Origin of the sequence: Amycolatopsis xylanica, from assembly GCF_900107045.1 — a bacterium.
Lineage (GTDB): Bacteria > Actinomycetota > Actinomycetes > Mycobacteriales > Pseudonocardiaceae > Amycolatopsis > Amycolatopsis xylanica.
This window is the reverse complement of the sequence record NZ_FNON01000017.1, coordinates 33,742-50,071: the sequence shown is the minus strand read 5'-3', so window position 1 is coordinate 50,071 and position 16,330 is coordinate 33,742. Positions and strand designations below refer to the sequence as shown.

16 protein-coding genes are annotated in these 16,330 nt (G+C 68.9%); 6 read left to right on the top strand and 10 right to left on the bottom strand.

What is annotated here, in order from left to right; genetic code table 11:
- Positions 1 to 29: 29 nt before the first annotated feature.
- The 3 genes from BLV57_RS41960 to BLV57_RS41955 all read right to left on the bottom strand — a co-directional run bounded on the left by BLV57_RS41960 (position 30) and on the right by BLV57_RS41955 (position 2,468).
- Positions 30 to 233 carry a cold-shock protein gene (locus BLV57_RS41960; RefSeq protein WP_091300178.1) on the bottom strand — a complete coding sequence of 68 codons (204 nt, stop codon included), beginning with the start codon at positions 231 to 233 and terminating at the stop codon, positions 30 to 32.
- A gap of 212 nt (positions 234 to 445) precedes the next feature.
- Positions 446 to 568, bottom strand: a complete 123-nt coding sequence (locus tag BLV57_RS44315) for a hypothetical protein (protein ID WP_281244484.1) — start codon at positions 566 to 568, stop codon at positions 446 to 448.
- A gap of 238 nt (positions 569 to 806) precedes the next feature.
- The gene (locus BLV57_RS41955) at positions 807 to 2,468 is read right to left on the bottom strand and encodes a thiamine pyrophosphate-dependent enzyme (protein WP_091300176.1); all 1,662 of its coding nucleotides are present in this window, start codon (positions 2,466 to 2,468) and stop codon (positions 807 to 809) included.
- Positions 2,469 to 2,573: 105 nt separating this feature from the next.
- Here BLV57_RS41955 and BLV57_RS41950 point away from each other — a divergent pair, with 105 nt between their 5' ends.
- Both BLV57_RS41950 and BLV57_RS41945 read left to right on the top strand, forming a co-directional pair.
- Positions 2,574 to 3,857: a hydroxyacid-oxoacid transhydrogenase gene (locus BLV57_RS41950; protein WP_176969054.1), complete on the top strand. Its 1,284-nt coding sequence runs from the start codon at positions 2,574 to 2,576 to the stop codon at positions 3,855 to 3,857.
- Entirely contained in the window at positions 3,851 to 4,264 is a 414-nt protein-coding gene (locus BLV57_RS41945; protein WP_091300173.1) for an acyl-CoA thioesterase, read from the top strand. Before BLV57_RS41950 ends, BLV57_RS41945 begins: the two co-directional genes overlap by 7 nt.
- A 99-nt stretch (positions 4,265 to 4,363) precedes the next feature.
- Here BLV57_RS41945 and BLV57_RS41940 read toward each other — a convergent pair whose 3' ends face one another.
- Genes BLV57_RS41940 through BLV57_RS41925 form a run of 4 tightly spaced genes read right to left on the bottom strand, consistent with a single transcriptional unit; the run spans position 4,364 to position 8,889 of the window.
- On the bottom strand, positions 4,364 to 5,707 hold the full coding sequence (locus tag BLV57_RS41940; RefSeq protein ID WP_091300170.1) for a pyridoxal phosphate-dependent decarboxylase family protein: 1,344 nt from the start codon (positions 5,705 to 5,707) through the stop codon (positions 4,364 to 4,366).
- Positions 5,708 to 6,556: a fumarylacetoacetate hydrolase family protein gene (locus tag BLV57_RS41935; protein WP_091300168.1), complete on the bottom strand. Its 849-nt coding sequence runs from the start codon at positions 6,554 to 6,556 to the stop codon at positions 5,708 to 5,710.
- A complete protein-coding gene (locus BLV57_RS41930; RefSeq protein WP_091300166.1) occupies positions 6,549 to 7,427 on the bottom strand; it encodes a 3,4-dihydroxyphenylacetate 2,3-dioxygenase in 879 nt (292 codons plus the stop codon). The genes BLV57_RS41935 and BLV57_RS41930 overlap by 8 nt, the downstream gene beginning before the upstream one ends.
- The gene (locus tag BLV57_RS41925) at positions 7,420 to 8,889 is read right to left on the bottom strand and encodes an aldehyde dehydrogenase (protein WP_091300164.1); all 1,470 of its coding nucleotides are present in this window, start codon (positions 8,887 to 8,889) and stop codon (positions 7,420 to 7,422) included. Before BLV57_RS41925 ends, BLV57_RS41930 begins: the two co-directional genes overlap by 8 nt.
- Before the next feature lie 107 nt (positions 8,890 to 8,996).
- Between BLV57_RS41925 and BLV57_RS41920 the strand changes: the two genes are divergently transcribed.
- Both BLV57_RS41920 and BLV57_RS41915 read left to right on the top strand, forming a co-directional pair.
- Positions 8,997 to 10,487 carry an aldehyde dehydrogenase gene (locus tag BLV57_RS41920; RefSeq protein ID WP_091300162.1) on the top strand — a complete coding sequence of 497 codons (1,491 nt, stop codon included), beginning with the start codon at positions 8,997 to 8,999 and terminating at the stop codon, positions 10,485 to 10,487.
- Positions 10,484 to 11,209 carry a gamma-glutamyl-gamma-aminobutyrate hydrolase family protein gene (locus BLV57_RS41915; RefSeq protein ID WP_091300159.1) on the top strand — a complete coding sequence of 242 codons (726 nt, stop codon included), beginning with the start codon at positions 10,484 to 10,486 and terminating at the stop codon, positions 11,207 to 11,209. The genes BLV57_RS41920 and BLV57_RS41915 overlap by 4 nt, the downstream gene beginning before the upstream one ends.
- Here the strand turns inward: BLV57_RS41915 and BLV57_RS41910 are convergent.
- Both BLV57_RS41910 and BLV57_RS41905 read right to left on the bottom strand, forming a co-directional pair.
- Positions 11,206 to 11,775: a MarR family winged helix-turn-helix transcriptional regulator gene (locus BLV57_RS41910; RefSeq protein ID WP_218135000.1), complete on the bottom strand. Its 570-nt coding sequence runs from the start codon at positions 11,773 to 11,775 to the stop codon at positions 11,206 to 11,208. The two genes, BLV57_RS41915 and BLV57_RS41910, sit on opposite strands and share 4 nt — an antisense overlap.
- 9 nt (positions 11,776 to 11,784) lie before the next feature.
- Positions 11,785 to 12,594, bottom strand: a complete 810-nt coding sequence (locus BLV57_RS41905) for an acetoacetate decarboxylase family protein (protein WP_218134999.1) — start codon at positions 12,592 to 12,594, stop codon at positions 11,785 to 11,787.
- Between the two features lie 50 nt (positions 12,595 to 12,644).
- On the opposite strand from BLV57_RS41905, the gene BLV57_RS41900 reads away from it, so the two are divergent.
- Positions 12,645 to 13,859 (top strand): glutamine synthetase family protein, encoded by a 1,215-nt coding sequence (locus BLV57_RS41900; protein ID WP_091300158.1) that lies wholly within the window; start codon positions 12,645 to 12,647, stop codon positions 13,857 to 13,859.
- A gap of 104 nt (positions 13,860 to 13,963) precedes the next feature.
- Here the strand turns inward: BLV57_RS41900 and BLV57_RS41895 are convergent, their stop codons facing one another.
- A complete protein-coding gene (locus BLV57_RS41895) occupies positions 13,964 to 15,307 on the bottom strand; it encodes a nucleobase:cation symporter-2 family protein (RefSeq protein ID WP_091300155.1) in 1,344 nt (447 codons plus the stop codon).
- A 127-nt stretch (positions 15,308 to 15,434) separates the two neighbouring features.
- Between BLV57_RS41895 and BLV57_RS41890 the strand changes: the two genes are divergently transcribed.
- Positions 15,435 to 16,250: an IclR family transcriptional regulator gene (locus BLV57_RS41890; RefSeq protein WP_091300154.1), complete on the top strand. Its 816-nt coding sequence runs from the start codon at positions 15,435 to 15,437 to the stop codon at positions 16,248 to 16,250.
- Positions 16,251 to 16,330 lie beyond the last annotated feature (80 nt).

Below are 16,330 nucleotides of genomic sequence, written 5' to 3'. Positions count from 1 at the left end.
GAACGGGTGACGGCCTTTTCGGGCAAAAATCAGACGACCGTGACCGAGGTGGCCTGCGGCCCCTTGGCGCCCTGGCCGATCTCGAACTCCACGCGGGCGTTCTCTTCGAGGCTACGGAACCCGTTGCCCTGGATCTCCGAGTAGTGCACGAAGACGTCGCCGCCGCCGTTGTCGGGAGTGATGAAGCCGAACCCCTTCTCGGAGTTGAACCACTTCACGGTGCCCTGAGTCATAAAAAGTCTCCATAGGTAAAACAAAAACAAACAAGGAAGCCACAGCGGCGACCAAGGGTCAACCCCGAACGGTTTGCTTCCTCGAAATGAGGAGACACTACGCTCGCGAAGTCTTGCGAGCGTGAACTACCACGAACACAAAAACCGAGACCACGAAAAGTAAACCACAGGTCGCCTGGTCGAGACAACCCGAGTCACCCGAGCGGTGTGGGTCAGTCGCGGGTGTGCGTGGCGCCGTCCGTGGCGAACGGCGAGCGCGAAACCGCGTCGCGGTTCGTGGCCTTGACGGCGATGTCGTGCGTCTCAGCGCTGGCGCTGAACTGCACCGGAGCCACTCCGGAAGCGGAGTGGGCCTTGTCATACCGAGATGTGTCTTCGGCCATATGAGCCCCTAAAGTTCGTGATGATCTTGCCCCCGAGGCCACCCGATCAGCTCCGGTCGGGTTGTCCACGATTGTGCCACGTTCCACCGACGAAAATGGTCGTTCGTGGCCGTAGCGTGTCGATTTCGTCTTCGATACTCGTCGGTATCCGTGCGAATACCGAGCAGCGCCCGAATAACTGCAGCGTTTACTACTCCGTTTGCGGTGCCGGCCTGCTCGCGCCGAGCAGGCCACTGAGCCGGACATCCGGGGTGACCACGTCGGGGTCGGTGCGGATGTCGATGACGCACGGCCGTTGCCGCACCAGCGCACTCGCGATGATGGGCCCGAGCTCGTCCCTGTCGTCCACAGTATAGCCAGCCGCGCCGAGACCGCGGGCCCACGAAGCGAAATCGACCAGTCCGATCGACACGCCGGACAGCCGCCCGTGTGCTCGAGCCTGGTGCATGGCGTACGTGCCGTGCAAGCCGTTTTGGAACACCACCACGATGATCGGCGCGCGGTAGCGGACCGCGGTGTCGATCTCCTGGCCGGTCATCAGGGTGCCGCCGTCGCCGACCATCGCGACCACCGTGCGCCTGGGCTCGGCCAGTTTCGCCGCGACCGCGGCTGGCACCGCGTAGCCCATGGCCGCGTTGCTCGGGCCGAGCTGGCTGCGTGGCGCGGTGAACATCCAGTACCGGTGCATGAACTGGGCGAAGTTGCCGGCGTCGCTGGTCACGATGGTGTCTTCGGGCGCGAGCTTGCGCAGCACGCGGATCACGTCGACCGGGTGCACGCGCGCGTTCTGGCTGGTGTCCGGCGGGGTCATGAAGGTGTGCACGGCCGCGTTGGCCGCCGACGCGCGGCGGGCACGCGGCTTCGCGACGACGCGCAGCTCCTTGAGGAACGGCTCGACCTCGCTGTCGATGCGGAAGGTGAGACCGCGGCGGCGCGTCTCGGCCATCCCGGTGCCGACCATGACCAGCGTCTGGGACGGCGTGGGGTAGCGGTAGCCCTGGGTGGTGACCTCGTCGAGCGAGGCGCCGAGCGCGAGCACGAGGTCGGCTCGCTCGAGCGCGTCGAGCTGCCTGGCCGGGATGCCGAGGCCGAGGTGGCCCGCGTAGCGCGCGTGGTTCTCCGGGAAGGCGTCCTGGCGGCGGAAGGCGTTGTAGACGGAGAAGCCGAGCTCGTCGGCCGCGGCCATCAGCTCCTCGCGGGCGGACCGCGCGCGGCCGCCGACGATCACCACCGGGTAGCGCGCGTCGTCGACGAGCTGGGCGACCGCTTCGGCCGAACGGCCGAGCGCGCCGGTCTGGCGCTGCTTGATGGCGGCGACCGGCTTGGCTGAGTCGAACGGCACCCCCCACGCGTCACTCGGCACGGCGAGCACAGCGGGGCCCGGCCTGCCCATGCGCGCGTTGTTGATCGCTTCGACGAGCAGGCCCGGCACTTCGCTGGGATCGTCGGTACGGCCGGACCACTTGGCGATCGGCTCGAACATCGCGGTGAGATCGGCGGTGGGCAGGCCCACGGTGGACTGCGGGGTGGTGGCAGGCGTCTCGAGGAGGACGATCATGGGCGTTTCGTCTTGAAAGGCCGTTTGTACCCCGATCGCGAGATTCGCCGCGCTCGGACCGCGGCTGGCGAGCAGGAGCGCGGGCTGGTCGGTCAGCTTGCCGTCGGCCTCGGCCATGAAGGCGGCGCCGGTGTCGTGGCGTGCGGAAACGACATTGATCGTGCGCTCGGCTTGCAGGTTGTCGAGCAGTTCGAGGAAGGATTCGCCCATGACCGCGTACACGCGACGGATACCCGCCTCGGTGAGGATGCGTACAGCCGTCTGGGCGACGGACGGTCCGAGTTGATATCTAATAAGTCAAAGCTAAGCGGGAAACGATTACTCCAGTCAAGTGATGTTCTGCTACATCACGCCTGAAGCGACGAAAGTCGCGTAACCACCGGAGGGGAGCCCGAAGCCGTGACCTCAGCGAATGAACGCGAAACCGTTTTCACGTACGGCGCACCGGCGTTGAAGTACGGCGCCGGGTCGAGCGACGAGATCGGTTACGACCTGACGCAGTACGGTGCGAAACGGGTGCTCGTCATCACCGATCCCGGCGTCGCGGCCACCGGCTGGCCTCGGCGGATCGCCGACGGGATCGCGGGCTATGGCCTGGAAGTCGAGGTATTCGACCAGGTTCACGTCGAACCGACCGACATCAGCATGCAGAAGGCGGTCGACTTCGCGCGGGGTACCGGCCCGTGGGACGCCTTCGTGGCGGTCGGCGGCGGGTCGAGCATCGACACCGCCAAGGCCGCGAACCTGTTGACCAGCAACGACGGCGAGCTGCTCGACTACGTCAACAAGCCGGTCGGCGGCGGGCGCGCGCCGTCCGCGCCGCTGAAGCCGCTGGTCGCCGTGCCGACCACGACCGGAACCGGCGCGGAGAGCACCACGGTCTGCGTGCTGGACGTGCTCGCGTTGCGCGTCAAGAGCGGGATCAGTCACCTGCGGCTGCGCCCGACGCTGGCCGTCGTCGACCCGCGCCTGACCGTCAGCCAGCCGCCGGAGGTCACCGCGGCGGCCGGCATGGACATCCTGTGCCACGCGGCGGAGAGCTACACGGCCAAGCCGTACACCGAGTTCGACCGTAAGCGGCCAGAAGAGCGAGTGCCTTACTGCGGCTCGAACCCGCTGGCCGACATGTTCGCCGAGCAGGCGCTGCGGCTGCTGTCCTGGGCGCTGCCCGCGGCCGTCCGCGACGGCTCCGACCTGAAGGCCCGCCAGGACATGGCGCTCGCCGCGACCTTCGCCGGTCTCGGCTTCGGCAACGCGGGCGTCCACATCCCGCACGCCAACGCGTACCCGATCGCCGGTCAGGTAAAGGATTTCCGGCCATCCGGCTACCCGGCCGACGAGGCCATGGTCCCGCACGGCATGGCCGTCTCGCTGACCGCGCCCGCCGCCTTCCGCTTCACCTACGACGCCGCGCCGGAGCGCCACATCCGCGTCGCCAGGCTGCTGGCGCCCGACCTGGAGTGGCCTGGCGACCGGTCCGAGTACCTGCCCGCGGTGCTGATCAACCTGATGCGCGAGATCGGCATCCCTAACGGCATCGGCGGCGTCGGCTACGCGGAGTCCGATGTGGACGAGCTGGTCGAAGGCACCTTGAAACAGCAGCGCCTGCTGGCCACCGCGCCCCGTTCGCCGGGCCGCGACGACCTGGCCGCCATCCTGCGCGACTCGGTGGTGCTCTGGTGAGCTACGCGTACTGGCAGACGGTTCCGTTGCGCTGGAAGGACAACGACGTCTACGGGCACGTCAACAACGTCGTGCACTACTCGATGATGGACACCGTGATCAACACCTGGCTGATCGAGCAGGGCGGCCTGGACATCGAGGCAGGCGAGGTCATCGGCCTCTGCGTCGAGTCGCACTGCAACTACAAGGGCTCGGTGTCCTTCCCGGACAGCCTCCACATCGGACTGCGCGTCGGCCACCTCGGCCGCTCCAGCGTCCGCTACGAGATCGGCATGTACCGCGCCGACCGTGCGGAGGTCATCGCCGAGGGCCATTTCGTCCACGTCTTCGTCGACCGCGCCTCCCGCCGCCCGGTCGAGGTCACCGGCAAACTCCGCGAATCCCTGCAAGCCCTCCTCACCCCCTGACCTGTGAAAAAAAATCCCAATGTGGCTTTCGTCAGCTTTGGTCTGACGAAAGCCACATTGGCGGCCTGAAATCTGACCAATGCCACATTGGGATTTTTTTCAGGGGCGGGTGAGGGATTCGACTCGGGCGTGTAGGTGGGGGATGTAGGCCTCTTGCTCGGGTTTCATCAGGACGCTGCGCAGGATGCGGGTCGTGTCGGCGTCGGGGGTGATGGAGGGGTGGCGGGCGGTCATGGCGGCCGCCGTCACGCGCAGCGTGCTCAGGTAGACGGGGTCGTCGCCGGTCATGCCGTCGTGCATGATCCGATCCGAGACGGGGTCGATGTCGGAAAGGCTTGAGCCGGAAGGGAAATAGGTCACGATGTCGAGCGAAGGCCGCTGGTACAGGGTCAGCGCCGGCGACGACTCGATCAAGTCCGCCCAGCCCCGGGCCGCCCGGATCCCGGCGGCCAGAGGGCGCCCGAGGCCGTCTGGAGTGGGCGGCAGCAGGCGGAAGGTCAGCCACAGCGCGGCGGCCGCGGCGCCCGCCCGTGAGCACTCCAGGCTGATCTCGCCCAGGTGCAACTCGTCCGACGTGAAGTACGTGTACGGCGAGTCGTGCAGGTAGAAGCGGCCGACGGCCGGGTCGCCGAACAGCACCGCGCCGCACCCGTATGGCTGCAGGCCGTGCTTGTGCGGGTCGACCACCACCGAGTCGCACGACGCGATCGCCTGCCAGGGCGCGGCGGCCAGCTCCGCGCCCGCGAGCAGCGTGAAGAACCCGCCGTAGGCCGCGTCGACGTGGATGCGCACGCCGTAGCGCGAGCGCAGGGCCAAGGCCTCGTCGATCGGGTCGATCGCCCCGAGCCCGGTGGTGCCGGTCGTGAGTACGACCGTCCCGACCTTTCCGGTGCGCAGCAAGGATTCCAGCGCGTCCAGGTCCATCCGGCCCTGCCCGTCGACGGGTACCTCGTAACCTTCGACGCCGAGCACCCGCAGCATCCGCGGGTGCGTGTAGTGCGCCTCCGCGCTGTACGCGACGCCCTTGCCCGGGTGCAGCTCGCGCGCGACGAAGAGCGCCTCCAGGTTCGCGATCGTGCCGCTCGTCGTCAGGTGGCCGAGATGCTCGCCGAAGCCGAACATCGTGGCCAGCGCGGCGACGACCTCCTTCTCCATGGCGGACGTCGCGGGCCCGCCGTCGAGCGCGTGGTTGTTCGGGTTGATCTGCATCGCCGCCAGATAGCCGACGACCGCGGCCGGATGCGGCGGCTTCAGCATCTGGCCCGCGTAGCGCGGGTGGCCGTACGGGTAGTTGTCGCCGAGCCGGGTGACCAGCTCGCCGAACGCCTTCCCGAAGTCGGCGTCGTCCACCGCGAGCGCCGGATGTCCCTCGAAGGAGCCAAAAGAGCCCGACCAGTCCTGAATGGACGATACGGCTTGCTCGACCCAGTGACGCAGATCCACTTAAGACCTCCTCGGCGCGCGGATACCGCGGAACTCCCAGTCGCCGCCGAGCGCGGTCGACAGTACTTCTTCCGACGCGGACAGCTGCGCGCCGACGTCGGCCCGGATGCCCAGCGGGCCTTCGACGATGTGGTTGGTGAGCGTGCCGAGCCCCTCGACCTCGACCTCGACCACATCGCCTGGCTGAACCGGTCGCGAGTTGGCAGGCGTGCCGGACAGCAGCACGTCGCCCGGGTTGAGCGTGATCGTCCGCGCGATGTCCGCGACGAGGTAGTGCATATCCCAGGCCATCTCGTCGGTCGAACCGTCCTGCACGACCGTCCCGTTGACGTACGTCCGCAGCCGCTTGCCGCGGAAGTCCCAGTCGGTGACCAGACCGGGCCCGAGCGGGCACAACGTGTCGGAACCCTTGACACGCAACATCGAACCGGCGTCGGTGTCACGGAAATCGTGCAGGCCGTAGTCGTTCGCGATGGTGTACCCGGCGATGTAGTCTCCCGCTTCCGAGACGGAAATGCCACGGCATGTCCGCCCGATCACGATCGCGACTTCACCCTCGTAGTTCAGGTACCTGCACCCACGCGGCCGGACGACCGCGCCGCCATGGGAGTTCAACGCCGACGTCGGCTTCTGGAAGTACGTCGGCGCCGCGGCCAGCGAGGTCTGGAACTCCTCGACCCGGCTGCGGTGGTTCAGGTGCACGGCGATCACCTTGCCCGGCTCGCACGGCGGCAGATGCGCGGCGTCGGCGATCTTCACCCGGCGCCCTTCGGCGCACACCAGCTCCCCACCGTCCACAGTGCACTCGAACACCGCTCCGTCGAGCAGGATCCTGCGGTACTCAGGCATTCCAGCCACCCTCCGGCCGATCGAACCACAGATGCACCTGTCCGGTGCCGATCGAGTTCTCGTATTCGCCGTACATCCGGCCCGGCGCCGTGCAGCGTTCCTCGCCCAGCGCGCCGACCATCATCAGGTAGTGTCCGAAACCGGCCTCCGGCTTGAACCGCCGGAACTCCGGCATCGTCCGTAGCACCTCATCGTGCCTACCCTGCTCGAACCACTCGATGCGCCGCAAATCGGCATCGCGGGCTTCCGGCGTCCGCACGTGGACCGGGTCGCTCGCCTCATGGTCGCGTAGCTCGCGTAGCGGCCAGAACCGATGCGACAGCGCGCCGGACGCGATCAGCAGCACCTTGCGGTCGACGCGCGCGATGCCGTCCGCGAGCGCGCGCCCGAGCCGCAGGTGATCCTCCTCGTCGCCGGTCTGGCAGACGCCGATCGACACCCAGCGCTTGCCCTCGACGCCGAGGTACTTCCACAGGTTGACCGTGGCGTAGTAGATCGGCAGGTACTGGTCGTCGATCGCGGTGATCCAGGTGCCGCGCTTCTCGGCGTGCGCGGCGACGGCCTCGGCGAGCTCGGGGTCGCCGGGGAAGTCGTACGGGATCCGCTTCATCCCGCGCGGCAGCTCCTCCGAGGTGTACAGCCCGGCGCGGTGCGGCTGGGCGGTCACCACGAACTCGACCGTGGTCGCCCAGTGCGAGTCGAGCACGACGACCGTGTCGTAGTCCAGTTGGTCGAAAACCTCCGTGCGCAGCTGCCGGAGACCGCGGACGAGCGTGGTGTCCTGGCCGTTGTTCAGGTCTCGCCGGGTCTCTTCCGGCAGCACGATCGTGGGAACGTGGGAAAGGAGCCCGGCACCGACGATTTCACCCATGTATGAGACCTCCCGGTGCGGTAACAGTGTTTTTCAAGTCGCAGTAGAAGTCGAAGCTCCAGGTACCGCCCTCCCGGCCGATGCCGGACTGGCGGGACCCGCCGAACGGTGCGCGCAGGTCTCGGACGAAGAAGCAGTTCACCCAGACGGTCCCCGCCACCAGTTTCCCACTCACCCGGGCCGCCCGCTCCTCATCGGACGTCACAATCACGGCGGCCAGCCCGAATTTCGTGCCGTTGGCGAGCGCGACGGCCTCGGTTTCGGAGCCGAACGTCTGCAGCGTCAGCACCGGGCCGAACACCTCCTCGGTGACGATCTCGGCGTCCGGCGCGACATCCGTGAGCAGTGTGGGACGGTAGAAGAGCCCGCCGAGGTCGGTGTTCGGGCCGCCGCCGAGCAGCACCCGCGCGCCACCGTCCACCGCGCGCCGCACGAACCCGTCGACACGGGCGAAGTGATCGGGGTGGATCTGCGGCCCGATGTCCGTTTCGGGGTCGCGAGGATCGCCTTGCTTGAGCCGGGAAGCCTTGTCCAGCAAGCGCTTCTGAAACTCGCCGACAACGTTGGCATGGACCAGCAGCCGGGTGCCCGCCAGGCAGACCTGCCCCGCGTTGTCGTACTGCTCGACGGCCAAGTCGGCCGCCAGGTCGAGATCCGCGTCCTCGAACACGATCAGCGGCGACTTCCCGCCGAGTTCGAGACTGAGCGGCGTCAGGTTCGCCGCCGCGGCCGCGGCGATGCCGCGCGCGGTCGGCACCGACCCGGTGAAACTGATCCGCCGCACTCCCGGATGCGCCACCAGCGCGGCGCCCGCCTCGTGACCCAAACCCTGCACCACGTTGAAAACCCCGGGCGGTAGCCCGGCCTCCGCGGTGATGTCGGCGAACAGCGACGCGGTCAGCGGTGTCCACTCCGCGGGCTTGAGCACGACGGTGTTCCCGGCCGCCAGCGCCGGTGCGATCTTCCACGTCGCCAGCATCAGCGGCGCGTTCCACGGCGTGATCAACGCGCACACCCCGGCAGGGTCCCAGCTGACATGATTGCGATGGCCGCGGGTTTCGAAGTCGGGATGATCGAGTTCGTCAAGGAGCCAATCGGCGAAAAATCGAAAGTTATGGGCCACTCGGGGTATGACTCCGCGGCGGTGTGAGCGGATCAGCGCGCCGTTGTCGGCGGTTTCGAGCTGAGCCAGCTCCTCCAGGCGCGCCTCGACGCCGTCCGCGATCGCGTGCAGCAGCTCGGCCCGTTCCTTGCGCGACGTCGCCGCCCAGGCCGGAAAAGCTTGCTGTGCGGCGGAAACCGCCGCGTCGATCTCGGCGGCGCCACCCTGGGAAATCTCGGCCAGCGGCACACCGTCGAGCGGGCTCCGGTCGACGAAGGTGGCGGGGGAGCCGACTCTCTCGCCACCGATCCAATGGCGGGTGTCCACCTCGGGCAGGTTCGGCACGGGACTGGCCTCCATATCGTTTGGCTCCAAATAATCTATCAGATGAATAGGCGCAAGCTATTACCGAAATGCTCCGTTCCGGAGTACCGTTTGCCTCCAAACAAACGCTCCGGAGGGCAGTGATGACTACGCGTACTCATGCCGAGTGGCTGGCGGCGGCTGAACGTGTCGTCCCGGTCACGGAGCACCACATTCGTGGCGCCGCCGAGCCGGGCGGCGGCGCCACTTTCAGCGTCCGGTCACCGCGTGACGGCAAGCCGCTCGCCGCGGTCGCCGACGGGGGAGTGAAAGAGGTCGACCTCGCGGTCGAAGCCGCGCGCTACGCGTTCGACCGCGGCCCGTGGCCACGCCTCGCGCCGATCGAGCGCGGCCGCGCGCTGCTGCGCATCGCCGACGTTATCGAGCGGTACCGCGAAGAGCTGGCGCTGCTGATCAGCCTGGAGATGGGCAAGCCGGTGGTGGAGGCCGACGCCATCGAGCTGCGCGCGGTGATCAACACCTTCCGCTGGTACGGCGAGCTGGCAGGCAAGCTCGCCGACGAGGTCCCGCACACCGCGCCGGACTCGCTCGCGCTGGTCACCCGCGAACCGGTCGGCGTGGTCGCGGCCATCGTGCCGTGGAACTTCCCGCTGACCATGGCCGCGTGGAAGCTCGCGCCCGCGCTGGCCGCCGGCTGCACGGTCGTGCTCAAGCCGTCCGAGCGCTCGCCGCTTTCCGCGCTGCGCATGGCCGAACTGCTCGTCGAGGCCGATCTTCCGCCCGGTGTCCTCAACGTCGTCGCGGGCGACGGCCCGACGGTCGGCCGCGCGCTGGGCAGGCACCACGAGGTCGACGCGCTCGCGTTCACCGGCTCGACGGCGGTCGGCAGGCATTTCCTGCGCTATGGCGCCGATTCCAACCTCAAGCGGGTCTGGCTGGAGCTCGGCGGCAAGTCGCCGAACCTCGTCTTCCCCGACGCGCCGGATCTCGAAGCCGCCGCCGCGACCGCGGCCTGGGGCATCTTCTTCAACCAGGGCGCGATGTGCACGGCGCCGTCGCGGCTGCTGGTCCACCAGGCCATCGCCGGCGAGTTCACCGACGCGGTCGTCCGGCACGCGCGCGCACTGCGCGTCGGCGACCCGCTCGACCCGGCGACGCAGATGGGCCCGCTGGTCACCCTCGAACACCTCGCGATGGTCCGCGCGCACATCGCGTCCGGGCTCGCCGACGGCGCCAGGCTGCGCACCGGCGGCGAGCCACTGCACCACGAACTGGGCGGCTGGTTCCTCGAACCGTCCGTCTTCGACCAGGTCGGCCCGGACATGCGCGTCGCGCGCGACGAGATCTTCGGCCCGGTCCTGTCGGTACTCACCTTCGGCACCGAGGAGGAGGCGGTCGAGTTGGCCAACGCGAGCGAGTACGGGCTGGCGGCGGCGGTGTGGACGGCGAACCTGAGCACCGCGCATCGGGTCAGCCGCGCGCTGCGGGCCGGCACGGTCTGGGTGAACTGCTACGAGGAGGGTGACTTGACCGTCCCGTTCGGCGGGGTCAAGCAGTCCGGCAACGGCCGCGACAAATCGGTGCACGCCTTGGACAAATACACCGAACTCAAGACGACCTGGGTCCAGTTATGAGACCGCTGATCGCGTTGCCCGCTCGGTTCTCGGCGACGGCCTCGGCGTTGCGGTTCCGCGCCGAGGTGGTCGCCCGTTCGCTGGCCGAAGCCGTTTTCGAGGCGGGCGGCGAACCGGTCATGCTGCATCCGCACGCGCCGCGTGGCGTCGCCGACTCGATCGAGATCGCCGAACGGCTGGCGCGCTGCGACGCGCTGCTGCTGCCGGGCGGCGGTGACCTCGCGCCCTATCGCTACGGCGCCGCGGTCACCCACGACGCGGTGTACGACGTGGACGCCGAGCAGGACGCGTTCGACCTCGCGCTCGCCGCGCACGCGCTGAACGTCGGCCTGCCGACGCTGGCCATCTGCCGTGGCATGCAGGTGGTCAACGTGGTGCTCGGCGGCACGCTGCGCCAGGACATCCGCGGGCACAAGCACGTCGTGCAGCTGGCCGCGGTCAAGGCTGGCACGCTGCTCGAGGCCACGGTCGGTACCGACTCGATTCGAGTGTCCTGCTTCCATCACCAATGCCTCGAACGGCTCGGCGACGGCCTCGTCGCCGGCGCGCGCACCTGCGACGGGACGATCGAGTCGGTCGAGCGGCCCGAGGGGCGGGGCTGGTTCCTCGGCGTGCAGTGGCATCCAGAGGACACCGCGCAGTTCGACGCGGCGAGCAAGGCGCTGTTCCGCGCGCTGGTGGCCGCGGCGGCGATCAAGCCCGCTGTGTCCCGCGTCGGTTAGGCGGGTTTGCGACGGCCGCCGCGACGCGGGGGAGTGCCTTCGGCGTGCAGTTCGGCTCGGCGCTGCTCGCCCTCTTCTTCGACCTGCGAGACGATCTTGCGCAGCGCGCCTGCGAGGCGTTTGCACTCGGCCGTCGACAGGCGCGAGGTGACGAACACTTCCTCGAGATTGAACGCCGGGAACAGCGTCTCCATCAGCTCTTCGCCCTCTTCTGTGAGCGAGAGCAGCACGAGACGGCCGTCGGTGGCGTGGCGGGTGCGGACCACGAGTCCACGCGATTCGAGCGTCTTCACCACGCCGGTCAGCGTGCCCTTGGTGATGCCCGCTTCCTCGGCGACGTGCCTGGTCTCCATCTCGCCCCAGATCCAGGAGACCCAGAGCACCACGAACCCGGTCCAGGTGAGGTCGGACGACCGCAGCACCGAGTTCTCGAAGTGCAGGCGGACCGCGGCCGCCGCGCGATGCAGGTTCGCCGCCGCCTGCATCTGTTCCCAGAACAGCGGGATGTCCCCGAGCTTGGCCTGGACGGCGCGCTCGGTCTCGGAGAGCTTGTGGTGCCCGGTCACCCGCAGACCCTAACCCGTGAGGCGCGTGCCGCCATCCCAGGTGACGCCGACTTGCCGGTAGTAGGCGCCGATGGGCTCCCTGATGACCAGCCCGGCGAGCTCTTCGGTCGGCGACTCGAAGAGCGTGAGGTCGGCGTCGGCGGCCCACGGCGTGCCGCCTTCGAAGCTCGCGGCGCCGCTCTCGATGAGCTCGTCGAGCGCCAGGCCACCGTCCTTTTCGATCGACGGGAGCCAGCGGTGGTGTGCCATCGGGTGACCGTTGACGAAACCGTTGGTATCGGCCGGTTCGCGCAGCGTGACCACGGCTTCGGCGAGCCTGCGGTCGCCGGCGGCGAGTGTCGCGCCCAGCTTCGCGCCTGGTTTCAGGCGTGGCGCCGGGCCGTACGGGTGTGGGCGTGTCATGTGGATCGAGCCGAGTTTCTTGGGGTAGCCCTGGTGCAGGCCGCGCGCGATGGCGAAGTCCTTGTCGACCCAGATGTAGACGCACCGGGAGTACGTCCTGCCCTGGTAGGCGCATCGGACGACGGCGAAGCACTCCTTGTACTGCGCGCGGACCGGATCGAGCAGCTCCTCTCGGGAGTCACCGCAGGACTGCCAGTCGGCCCAGATCAGCGCGACGGCGCCGGGGTCATCGGCGGCCGGTTCGAGCGGCGCTGGCAGCAGCTCGGCCACCCGTTCCGGGTCGGTCCGGTATTCGATGGTGAGCAGATCGCCCGAGTAGTGCCAAGGTGGGGAGGGCACCAGCGAGGCCCGGCCGGTGGCCGTCTTCGGGGTGAAGAAACCGCGAACCTCGGCCACGTCGCCTCCATGCTTGTCCATGCGCCGGGTGACAGCATATCGTTTGGGACCAAACATTTGGGAGGGCTCGGGTGGATCTCGGCGGAGCGGACCTGGTCAGAGTGCTGTGGAGCGACCTGCACGGCGTCGCGCGCGGCAAGGAGGTCACGGTCGACGAGTTCCACCGGGCGGTGACGCACGGCCTCGGCTTCTGCCAGGCGCTGCTGCTGACCGACCTGGCCGCGAACCCGCTCGACGCGCCCGAGACCTCCGGCGGCGGCTGGCCGGACGCCGTCGCCCGCCCCGACGTGTCGACGCTGATCGGCTCCGCGGACGTCGCGTGGTGCCTCGCGGACATCTCGGACCCTCACGGCGAGCCGCTCGCGTTCTCCCCGCGCGACATCCTGCGCGCGCAGGTCGCGCGGTACACGGAGTGCGGTCTGTCGCCTGTGGTCGGTCCCGAGCTGGAGTTCTACCTCTGCCGCCGCGACTCCGGCGGCTGGGCGCCCTACGGCGAGCGCGACACGGCCGGCTACATCGTCGGCACCGCGCACGACCCCGAAGGCATGATCTCGCGGCTGCTGCGCCGCTGCCGGGACATGGGCCTTGGCGTCACGGCGGGCAATCACGAGTTCAGCGGTGGCCAGTTCGAAATGAACCTGCGCCACTCCGAGGCCCTGGACGTGGCCGACCGCGCGTTCCTCTGCCGGTACGTGGTCAAGGAGGTCGCGTCCGCACACGGCCTGCTGGCGACGTTCATGGGCAAGCCCTTCAACGAGCGCGCCGGCAACGGCTGCCATCTGCATGTGTCCCTTGTGGACTCTTCGGGCCCGCCGCCGCTCGAAGCCTTTCTCGCCGGGATCCTGGCGCACGCGCCGGCGTTGACCGCCTTGCTCAACCCGACGATCACCGCCTACAAACGCCTCGGCGAGGGCCTGACCCCCGTCGCCGCGAACTGGGGCCCCGACGACCGCACCGCCTACGTCCGCATCCCGCCGGAGAACGACCGGGTCGAAGTCCGCGGCGGCGACGGCTCGGCCAACCTCTACCTGGCGATCGCCGCGGTCCTCGCGGCAGGCCTCGACGGCATCCAGCACGACCTGACACCCCCGCCGCCCGGCTCGGGCGACCCGTTGCCCACCTCCCTCCCCGCGGCCCTGGACGCCCTCGAAGACGACAAGACCCTGGTCGCAGGCCTCGGCCCCCGCTTCGTCGAACTCTTCGCCGCCCTCAAGCGCGCCGAACTCACCCGCTTCGCCCGCACGGTCACCGACTGGGAGTTCCGCGAGTACTCCTGGCTCCTCTAACCCCGGAAAAAATCCCAATGTGGCATTGGTCAGCTTTGGTCTGACGAATGCCACATTGGCGGCCTGAAATCTGGCGAATGCCGCATTGGGATTTTTTTGACCGGCTAGATGGAGACCAGGTCGGGGTCGGGGCGGCGGGAGCCCAGGTGGTTGAAGAGGAGGTTCAGTGTGAAGGCGAGGATCGCGGTGATCGTGATCGGGCTCCCGCAGATCGTCTGCAGCCAGGCCGGGAAGTTCTTGAAGAAGATCGAGTTCCCGAAGCGGTCCAGCGCGACCGCGGGCAGCATGCCGACGCCGATCGACACCGCGACCACGAAAGTGTTGTGGTTGCCCGAAAACTCCACCTTGCGCAGGTTCTGCAGGCCGACAGCCGCCACCATCGCGAACATCACCACGGCCACCGCGCCGATCACCGGCTCCGGCACCGCCGCGATGAACGCGCCGATCTTCGGGACCAGGCCCATCAGCAGCAGCACCCCGCCGGTCACCGCGACCACCCACCGCGACCGCACGCGCGTCATCTGCACCAGCCCGACGTTCTGGGCGAAAGCCGTGTCGGGGAACGAGTTCATCACGCCGCCGAGCACCGCCGACAGGCCGTCGGTCGCGAGGCCGCGCGCGAGGTCGGCGTCGCTCACGGGCTTGCCGGTGATCTCGCCGACCGCCAGCAGGTCGGCCGTCGACTCGGTGTAGGTCACCAGCATGACCACGCACATCGAGAGCACGGCCGCGATCGGGAACGTCGGCGGTCCGAAGTGGAACGGCGACGCGAGCCCGAACCACGAGGCCGACGAGACGCCGTCGAGGTGCACGAGTCCCATCGGGATCGCCACCACCAGGCCGAGCGCCAGCGCGACCAGCGGCCCGATCTGGTTCGCGAACCCGCGCAGGAACCGGGTGAACAGCACCACCAGCGCGATCACGCCCAGCGCCAGCAGGATGTGCGACGGCCGCGCGTAGTCGGGCGACTGGGTGTCGTGCCCGGCGATCATCGACGCGCCCGGCCCGATCAGCGAAACTCCGATCACCACCAGCAGCGTCCCGGACACCAGCGGCGGGAAGAAGCGCACGAGTTTCGCGAACGGCCGCGCGATCAGCAGCCCGAACACGCCGGACGCGAGCATCGCGCCGTACACCGCCGGCATGCCGTACTGGGAGCCGATCAGGATCATCGGGTTCACCACGCTGAACGTGGCGCCCGCGACCACCGGCAGCCGGATGCCGAAGATCTTCCACACGCCGATCGCCTGAATCAGCGTCGCGATGCCCGCGACCAGCAGGTCCGCGTTGACGAGCAGCGCGATCGTCGCCTGGTCCAGCTTCAGCGCGCTGCCCACGATCAGCGGCACGGCCACCGAACCGGCGTACATGATCGACATGTGCTGCAGGCCCAGCAACGTCAGCCGCCCGAACGGCAGCACTTCGTCGACGGGATGTTTCTCGGCCATGACGCCTCCTTGCCCGAAGCCAACGCCTCGCGCGTGACGGTAGCGTGTCGCGCCAGTGCTGATCGTGTTTCCGGAGGTGTCCACCCGGGCAGGATCGTTCGCCCGTTCGGGCGGCTAACCTGGCTCTATGCGGCACAACGCAGCCCGCCCGCCCTCGGTGGCGGAGCGTGTCCTGGATCTTCTCGGCGCCTTCACCTCGGACCGCCCGAAGCTGACGCTGTCCGATTTGTCCCGTCGCGCCGGCCTGCCATTGTCCACCGCCCATCGCATCGTCGCCGAGCTCGTCCGCCGCGGCGCGCTCGAACGCGAGGAGGACGGCCGCTACCGCGTCGGACTCTGGCTGTGGGAGGTCGCGTCGCTCTCGCCGCACGGGATGAGCCTGCGCGAGAGCGCGATGCCGTTCCTCGAAGACCTCTACGAGGCGACGCATCAGAACGTCCAGCTCGCCGTGCTCGACGTTCCCGACGTCGTCTACCTGGAACGGATCTCCGCACGCGGCGCCGTCAACGTCGTGTCGCGCCCCGGCGGGCGGCTCGCCGCCCACGCGACCGGCGTCGGGCTGGTGCTGCTCGCGAACGCGCCGTCGGAGGTCCAGGAATCGGTGCTCGCGGCCCCGCTCAAGCGCTATACCGCCAGGACCATCTCATCGCCCGCGAAGCTGCGGCGTGTCCTCGCGGACGTGCGGCGCGACGGGTACGCGATCAGCGACCGCCAGATCGAGCTGGTGTCGATGTCCGTCGCCGCCCCCGTCTACGGCACAGATGACACAGTCGTCGCCGCGATTTCCCTGGTCGTCCCCGCCGAGGGCACCGACGCACGCAGCCTGGTCCCGGCCGTGCGCGCGGCCGCGCGCGGGATCTCCCGGTCACTCGGCGCGCCCCGCGCCGCCCGGATGCCGGCTTCCGCTGAGCGGAAGTCCAGGCCCGCCGACCGCAGCCCCTGAGCATGCTGTGAGCAACCCCTAGACCACTCGCACGGGCTAGCCGGGATGTGCTCAGATGAGGGCTAAGAACCGAGAGGAGC

What these genes read in the sequence shown, in the direction of transcription:
- BLV57_RS41960 (WP_091300178.1), bottom strand. Translation starts at nt 233, where the DNA reads ATGACTCAGGGCACCGTGAAGTGGTTCAACTCCGAGAAGGGGTTCGGC.
- BLV57_RS41935 (WP_091300168.1), bottom strand. Translation starts at nt 6,556, where the DNA reads ATGCCTGAGTACCGCAGGATCCTGCTCGACGGAGCGGTGTTCGAGTGC.
- BLV57_RS41930 (WP_091300166.1), bottom strand. Translation starts at nt 7,427, where the DNA reads ATGGGTGAAATCGTCGGTGCCGGGCTCCTTTCCCACGTTCCCACGATC.
- BLV57_RS41925 (WP_091300164.1), bottom strand. Translation starts at nt 8,889, where the DNA reads ATGGAGGCCAGTCCCGTGCCGAACCTGCCCGAGGTGGACACCCGCCAT.
- BLV57_RS41920 (WP_091300162.1), top strand. Translation starts at nt 8,997, where the DNA reads ATGACTACGCGTACTCATGCCGAGTGGCTGGCGGCGGCTGAACGTGTC.
- BLV57_RS41915 (WP_091300159.1), top strand. Translation starts at nt 10,484, where the DNA reads ATGAGACCGCTGATCGCGTTGCCCGCTCGGTTCTCGGCGACGGCCTCG.
- BLV57_RS41905 (WP_218134999.1), bottom strand. Translation starts at nt 12,594, where the DNA reads ATGGACAAGCATGGAGGCGACGTGGCCGAGGTTCGCGGTTTCTTCACC.
- BLV57_RS41895 (WP_091300155.1), bottom strand. Translation starts at nt 15,307, where the DNA reads ATGGCCGAGAAACATCCCGTCGACGAAGTGCTGCCGTTCGGGCGGCTG.
- BLV57_RS41890 (WP_091300154.1), top strand. Translation starts at nt 15,435, where the DNA reads ATGCGGCACAACGCAGCCCGCCCGCCCTCGGTGGCGGAGCGTGTCCTG.